This window comes from Enhydrobacter sp. (assembly GCA_025808875.1).
Classification (GTDB): Bacteria; Pseudomonadota; Alphaproteobacteria; order Reyranellales; family Reyranellaceae; genus Reyranella.
Genome location: CP075528.1, coordinates 5,187,426 through 5,193,850, shown reverse-complemented (window position 1 = coordinate 5,193,850; position 6,425 = coordinate 5,187,426). Strand labels below are relative to the sequence as shown.

The 6,425-nt window shown below is 72.4% G+C and carries 7 protein-coding genes; 4 read left to right on the top strand and 3 right to left on the bottom strand.

Annotated elements, in window-relative coordinates; genetic code table 11:
* The first annotated feature begins 109 nt into the window (after nucleotides 1-109).
* From KIT25_25755 to KIT25_25740, 4 genes are all read left to right on the top strand, one after another.
* A complete protein-coding gene (locus KIT25_25755; protein UYN95369.1) occupies nucleotides 110-262 on the top strand; it encodes a hypothetical protein in 153 nt (50 codons plus the stop codon).
* A 277-nt stretch (nucleotides 263-539) separates the two neighbouring features.
* Nucleotides 540-1,889 carry an FAD-binding oxidoreductase gene (locus KIT25_25750; GenBank protein ID UYN95368.1) on the top strand — a complete coding sequence of 450 codons (1,350 nt, stop codon included), beginning with the start codon at nucleotides 540-542 and terminating at the stop codon, nucleotides 1,887-1,889.
* Nucleotides 1,886-4,225, top strand: coding sequence for a xanthine dehydrogenase family protein molybdopterin-binding subunit (locus KIT25_25745; GenBank protein ID UYN95367.1), 2,340 nt, complete (start codon nucleotides 1,886-1,888; stop codon nucleotides 4,223-4,225). The genes KIT25_25750 and KIT25_25745 overlap by 4 nt, the downstream gene beginning before the upstream one ends.
* 78 nt (nucleotides 4,226-4,303) lie before the next feature.
* Nucleotides 4,304-5,056 (top strand): FkbM family methyltransferase, encoded by a 753-nt coding sequence (locus KIT25_25740; GenBank protein UYN95366.1) that lies wholly within the window; start codon nucleotides 4,304-4,306, stop codon nucleotides 5,054-5,056.
* A 15-nt stretch (nucleotides 5,057-5,071) separates the two neighbouring features.
* On the opposite strand, the gene KIT25_25735 is transcribed toward KIT25_25740, so the two are convergent.
* The 3 genes from KIT25_25735 to KIT25_25725 all read right to left on the bottom strand — a co-directional run bounded on the left by KIT25_25735 (nucleotide 5,072) and on the right by KIT25_25725 (nucleotide 6,416).
* The gene (locus tag KIT25_25735; GenBank protein ID UYN95365.1) at nucleotides 5,072-5,500 is read right to left on the bottom strand and encodes a response regulator; all 429 of its coding nucleotides are present in this window, start codon (nucleotides 5,498-5,500) and stop codon (nucleotides 5,072-5,074) included.
* 113 nt (nucleotides 5,501-5,613) lie between these two features.
* Nucleotides 5,614-5,811 carry a hypothetical protein gene (locus KIT25_25730; GenBank protein ID UYN95364.1) on the bottom strand — a complete coding sequence of 66 codons (198 nt, stop codon included), beginning with the start codon at nucleotides 5,809-5,811 and terminating at the stop codon, nucleotides 5,614-5,616.
* A 128-nt stretch (nucleotides 5,812-5,939) separates the two neighbouring features.
* Complete coding sequence (locus KIT25_25725; GenBank protein ID UYN95363.1) at nucleotides 5,940-6,416, bottom strand: CBS domain-containing protein; 477 nt, start codon at nucleotides 6,414-6,416, stop codon at nucleotides 5,940-5,942.
* Nucleotides 6,417-6,425: the final 9 nt, after the last annotated feature.

Below are 6,425 nucleotides of genomic sequence, written 5' to 3'. Positions count from 1 at the left end.
GGGTTAGCCAAGTAGAGATGCTAATGGTGGAGCGCGATGATGTGGCCGATGCCATAGTCCACGTTGCCGGCGGGGGTGGGGGGGGGGGGGCGCGGCGGTGCGCGGCCGGGTGCCCCCGGCGGGGGGCGCCGCCCTCGCCCGGGCGCGCGACTGGCTGTTCGCGCACGGACTCGCGCGACGCGGCGATCCTGCCGTGCTGGTCTTCAGCGCGGATCGGGCGCACGCCACGGCCGATTCGCTGCGCACGGTGCGCCTGGAATAGCGCGGGATGAAGTGAACGCTGCCGATCCCCGGCGCTCTGCTTGTGTTCGGCATGACGTTGCCCCCAACCCTGGGCCACCCGCGCCGGAAAATTCCTGCTTCCTCGGATGCGCAATCGCGCCGTGTGGACGCACCTCATTGTAGTCTCGGCGCCATTCCTCGAGAGCGACGCGCGAAGCTGCAGGTGCCCCGTCGGCGCCCGCACAAACGGATTGCCACCAGGCGGCCTCGTCCGCAGGCCCCGACCGGTGCGCGATGACTTACAAGGATGAGATAGTATGACTCGCAAGATGAACGACACCGCCTATCCCGCCACATGGTATGCCGCCACGCGGCACGCGGCGCCGGAGCGCAACGCGCGGCCGTTGCCGGCCGAGGCCGACGTCGCGGTGGTGGGCGGCGGCTTCGCCGGCCTGCACGCGGCGCGGCTGCTGGCGCACCAGGGCAAGCGCGTGGCGCTGGTCGAGCGGCGGCGCATCGCCTGGGGCGCGTCGGGCCGCAACGGCGGCTTCGTCGGCGCGGGCTTCGCGCTGCGCTCGGGCGCGCTGATCGACCGGCTCGGCGCCGACCATGCCCGCCGGCTCTATGCCCAATCCCAGCGCGGCGTCGAGATCGTGCGCGAGGCGATCGCCGGGTCGGGCCGTGCCGACATCCTGATGGGATCGCGCCGGCTCGGCGTGGCGCGGACCGACCAGGGCGCCGACTTCGCCGAGCGCACGCGCCGGCTCGCCGAGACGCTGGGCGCGAGCTTCGAGCCGTGGAGCACCGCGCAGGTGCGCGAGGTGCTGTCGACCGCGCGCTACCACCAGGGCATCCACGATCCGCGCTCGTTCCACGTCCATCCGCTCAACCTGGCGCTGGCGCTGGCCGCCGACATCGAGGCGAAAGGCGGCTCGCTGCACGAGGAGACCGAGGCCCGGGGGTTGGGTCGGGGGTTGGGCCGGGGGCTGGGCCGGGACGGCGGGCGCTGGCGGCTCGAGACCTCGCGCGGCGCGCTCGCCGCAGAGCACGTCGTGCTGGCCGGCAATGCCGATCTCGGGCGGGTGCACGGCCGGCTCGCCCGCGCCGTCGTGCCGGTCGCGACCTATGTCGCGGTCACCGCCAAACTCGGGCCGCGCCTCGGCGAGGCCATCCGCTGGTCGGGCACGATCTCCGACACGCGCCGCGCCGGCGACTACTACCGCGTGGTCGACGGCGACCGCCTGCTGTGGGGCGGCCGCATCACCACCGACACGCGCGAGCCGCCGCACCTGCGCGAGACGATGCGCGGCGACATCCTCTCGGTCTATCCGCAGCTCGGCGAGATCGAGATCGAGTTCGCCTGGCCCGGCATCATGGGCTACGCGCCGCACAAGATGCCCCAGGTCGGCGAGATCGAGCCCGGCCTGTGGGTGTGCTCGGCGTTCGGCGGCCACGGCGTCGCCCAGACCGCCGCCGGCGCCGATGCCGTGGTCGCGGGAATCCTGGGCGACGCCTCGCGGTGCTGGCTGTTCAAGCCCTTCGGCACGGGCTGGGCAGGCGGCGCGATCGGCCGCGCCGCGACGCAGCTCGTCTACTGGCGCCTGCAGGCCGGCGACTGGTGGGACGAGCGGCGCCAGGCGAAGAACGCGGAGAGGCTGCGCACGTGACGGTGCAGGGGATCGGCGAGTCGCCGCGCCGCCGCGAGGACCGTCGCTTCCTGACCGGCCAGGGGCGTTACCTCGACGATTTGCGCTTCGACGGCCTGGTGCACGCGGCGGTGCTGCGCTCGCCCCACGCCCACGCGGCGATCCGCGCCATCGACGCGACGGCGGCGCGGCGCGCACCGGGCGTGCTCGCGGTGCTGACCGCGGCGGAGATCGCTTCCGACGGGCTGAAGCCGCTGCGCCCCTATGCCGAGGCCAACGTGCAGACCGGCGAGCCCTTCGCCTTCGCACCGCAGCCGCTGCTCGCCGCCGACAAGGTCCGGTTCGCCGGCGAGCCGGTCGCGCTGGTGGTCGCCGCCTCGCACGAGCAGGCGCTCGACGCGGCCGAGCTGGTCGAGATCGACTACGCGCCCCTGCCTGCCGTAACGACGGCGGCGACGGCGCTGGCGCCGGACGCACCGCGGCTTTCGCCCGAGGTGCCCGGCAATCTCTGCCTCGACTGGCGCACCGGCGACGCCGCCTCGGTGGAGGCGGCCTTCGCGCGCGCCGCGCACGTCGTGCGCCTCGCGCTCGACAACCACCGGATCACCACCAACCCGATGGAGCCGCGCGGCGGCGTCGGCGCGTTCGATCCGGCGAGCGGCCGCTACACGCTGCATGTGTCGAGCCAGAACATCCACATCAACCGCAATGTCGTCGCGCGCTGCCTCGGCGTCGAGCCGAAGGACGTGCGCTTCGTCGCGCCCGACGTCGGCGGCGGCTTCGGCGCCAAGAACTTCGCCTACGCCGAGCACGCGCTGATCCTGTGGGCGGCGCGCCGGGTCGGCCGGCCGGTGAAGTGGATCGCCAGCCGCAGCGAGGTGTTCCTGAGCGACCATGCGGCGCGCGACATGCGGGCCGATGCGGCGCTGGCGCTCGACGCCGACGGACGCTTCCTGGCGATCGAGGTGGCGAGCACCGCCAACATCGGCGCCTACATGGCCGGCGGCGGCGTGCCTACGTACCAGTACGTCCACCTGCAGGGCACGGTGTACCGCGTGCCGGCGATCGCGCTGCACATCAGGGTGGCGCTGAGCAACACCGCGCCGATCGGCGTGACACGCGGGCCGGGCTTCGCCGAGACCGTCGACATCCTCGAGCGGCTGATCGACGAGGCGGCGCGGCGCTGCGGCATCGACCGCATCGAGCTCAGGCGCCGCAACATCGTGCCCGCCTCGGCGATGCCGATGACCAACGCCTTCGGCTTCACCGTCGACAGCGGCGCCTTCGACGTCACCTTCGACAGGGCGCTGGCGCAGGCCGACGTCGCGGGCTTCCCCCTCCGGCGGCGCGACAGCGAGGCGCGCGGCAAGCTGCGCGGGCTGGGCTTCGCCTACCACATCAAGGGCACCGGCGGCCCGCCGGAGGAGAATGTCGAGGTCCGCTTCGAGGAGGACGGCACGGTCTCGCTGATCACCGGCACGCAGCATATCGGCCAGGGCCACGAGACGACCTTCCCGCAGATCCTGGCCGAGCGGCTGGGCGTGGCCAACGAGCTGATCCGGCTGCGCCAGGGCGACACCGACCTGATCGCCTTCGGCGGCGGCCACGGCAGCTCGCGCGCGACCTACATGGGCGGCACGGCGCTGTGGCGTGCGTCGGACGAGATCGTCGCCAAGGGCCTGGCGCTGGCCGCCGATGCGCTCGAGGCCGACGCCGCCGACCTCCGCTTCGAGCGCGGCCGGTTCGTGGTCTCCGGCACCGACCGCGCCATCGGCCTGCTCGAGGTGGCGCGGCTCGGCCGCGCACGCGGCCGGCCGCTCGACACCTATCAGGCGTGGAAGCGCGAGCATCTCACCTTCCCCAACGGCTGCCACGTCGTGGAGGTCGAGGTCGACCGCGAGACCGGCCGGGTCGCGCTGGTGCGCTACGGCGGCGTCGACGACTACGGGATCGTCGTCAATCCGATGGTGGCGAGCGGCCAGGCGCATGGCGCGATGGCGCAGGGCGTGGGCCAGGCGCTGCTGGAACGGACCGTCTACGACTCCGCCTCGGGCCAACTCCTGTCCGGCTCGTTCATGGACTACGCGCTGCCGCGCGCCGACGACCTGCCATCGTTCGAGCTGGGGTTCAATCCGACGCGCTGCACGACCAATCCGCTGGGCGTGAAGGGCTGCGGAGAGGCTGGCGCCATCGCGGCCTTTCCCGCGATCGCCAACGCCATCGCCGATGCGCTGGCGCCGCTCGGCGCGGCCATGCCGGACGGGCCGGCGTCGCCGGAGCAGATCTGGACGGCGATGACGGCGAGCCGACGCGGTCACTCCGTGGTCACGGCCCCTGCCACAGGATCGCCCGATTGATGACGAGTCTGCGTCGAGGGGGGACGATGCGGAGATGGGGGGAGACCATCCACAATCCGACGCAAAGGTCCGGTGACGATGATCGATCGGCAGGCGGCGACGCGCGCGCGAACGGCAGTGATGAGGCGTCTCAGGGACGCGCTGCGTCCCTACAAGGACTATCTCCAGCCCGACAGCGAGGCGCCCTCGTGGCGGCACTCGCGGCGCGTCTTCGAGCGCCACGGCTTCCGGCCGGCGACGGTGTTCGACATCGGCGTCGCCTTCGGCACGTGGAGCCTGTACCGCGCCTTTCCCGACGCCCACTACCACCTCGTCGATCCGACGCCTGAATCGCAGCCCTACATGCGGAAGCTCGCCGGACGCCTGCGCTGCGATATCCATCCGCTGGCGCTCGGCGAGCGCGACGGCGAGGCGGAGCTCGAGGTGCGCTCCGACATCCAGGGCTCGACCCTGCTGGAGGAGGTCGGCGAGCGCGACGTCCTGCGGGTGGAGCGCGTGCCGGTGAGGCGGTTCGACACGCAGTTCCGGCACTTCGATCGGCCGGCGCTGTGCAAGATCGACGTGCAGGGTGCCGAGTTGATGGTGCTCGCCGGCATGACCGGGCGCCTCGCCGAGATCGACGCGCTCATCGTCGAAACCAGCACCATCGCGACGGTCAAGGGCGGTGCCGAGATGCACGACGTCGTGCATTTCCTGCACGAGCGCGGCTTCGTCGTCGCCGACCTGATCGCGCTGAAGCGCCGCCCGCTCGACGGCGCGACGGCGCAGGTCGACCTCCTGTTCGTGCCCGAAGCCTCGGCCCTGCGCGCCGACCGGCGCTGGTCGGCCTGAGCGTCGCCGGCCGGGCTACGCCCGTGCGGGTCGAAGAGCGCCCGTCGAGGCGCGCACGAGCGGACCTTCCATGCGGCCGGCGAGCAGCATCTCCAGCACCGACTTCATCTCCTCGGGCTCGAACGGCTTGCACACCACCGGGGCCGACCGGAACGCGGCGGGCACCAGCGCCAGTTGCGTGTAGCCGGTGAGGAAGGCGAAGGGTATCCGGCGCGCCGCCAGGGCGCCACAGATGGGGAAACTGAGCCGGCCGCCGAGATTGATGTCGAGAAGCGCCGCGTCGAGCGCGGCCTCGCGGGCGAGGACCAGGCCGCTGTCCAGCGACGTCGCCGGGCCGACGACCCGGAACCCGCATTCCATGACGAAGTCGCCGATCACCTCGGCCAGCAGGCCGTTGTCCTCGACCACCAGGATCCTGGCCTTGCGTCGCACCCCGACACCCATGTGTCCGACACTCCTGTAAACGTTTCACCGCCTGGGATTGGAACAGGCGCGCACCTTCACGTCACGGCGCGGTCACGGCCAGAGTCAAACCTGTGACCGTTGCGACGGCGGGATCAATCCCGGCGCGGCGATGGCGGGCGCGACCAATCGATGGGCAAACATCCCGGCCCGCCCCGGCCGGCATCGCACCACGCGGGGGTGCTCGACGTGTGAGATCTGAAAGCATCGCGCGAGCCGATCGCCGCCAGCCCGAGCAGGAGCGCCATCAGCACGAAGAAGATCGCGAGATAGGGTGTCTCGGGCACGGCCATCCCCCCCGCCGCCGGCCAAGCCGACCGCGACGACTGAACGCTCGGGCCCAGGCCGGCGTTGCCCGAGCCGGCGTGACCCGGGCCGTTGCCGGCCCCGCGCTGCGAGGCGTGGGTGAAGAAGAGATGGCTCAGCGGCGCCAGCCGCCGCTGCGCGGCCCGACCCAGGCGGCGCGGTCGCCGGAGACGGCGGCCTCCAGGAGGTTGGTGCGGCTGACGATGCCGACGACGGCGCCCTCGTCGACGACCGGCAGGCGCTTGACGCCCCGCTGCAGCATCAGCCGGGCGATGTCGGCCAGGGTCGCATCGGCGTCGACGAACGCGACGTCCCGCGTCATGACGTCGGTGACCTTGCGATTCTTCAGGGCCAGGGTGGGACCCGCCGCGTCGCCGTCGCCGGTGAACCCGCGCAGCAATCCGCCGTCCGATCCCGAATCGAACGCCCGCACGAGATCGGCCTCGCTGACCAGCCCGACCATGGTTCCGGCCGAATCGACCACGGGCATGGCGCTGACCCGGGTCTTCACCAGCAGCGCGGCCGCCTCGTGAACGCTGGCGTCGCTGGCAACCGACATCACCCCTTTGGACATCACATCCCTGGCCCGCACCGGCATTCT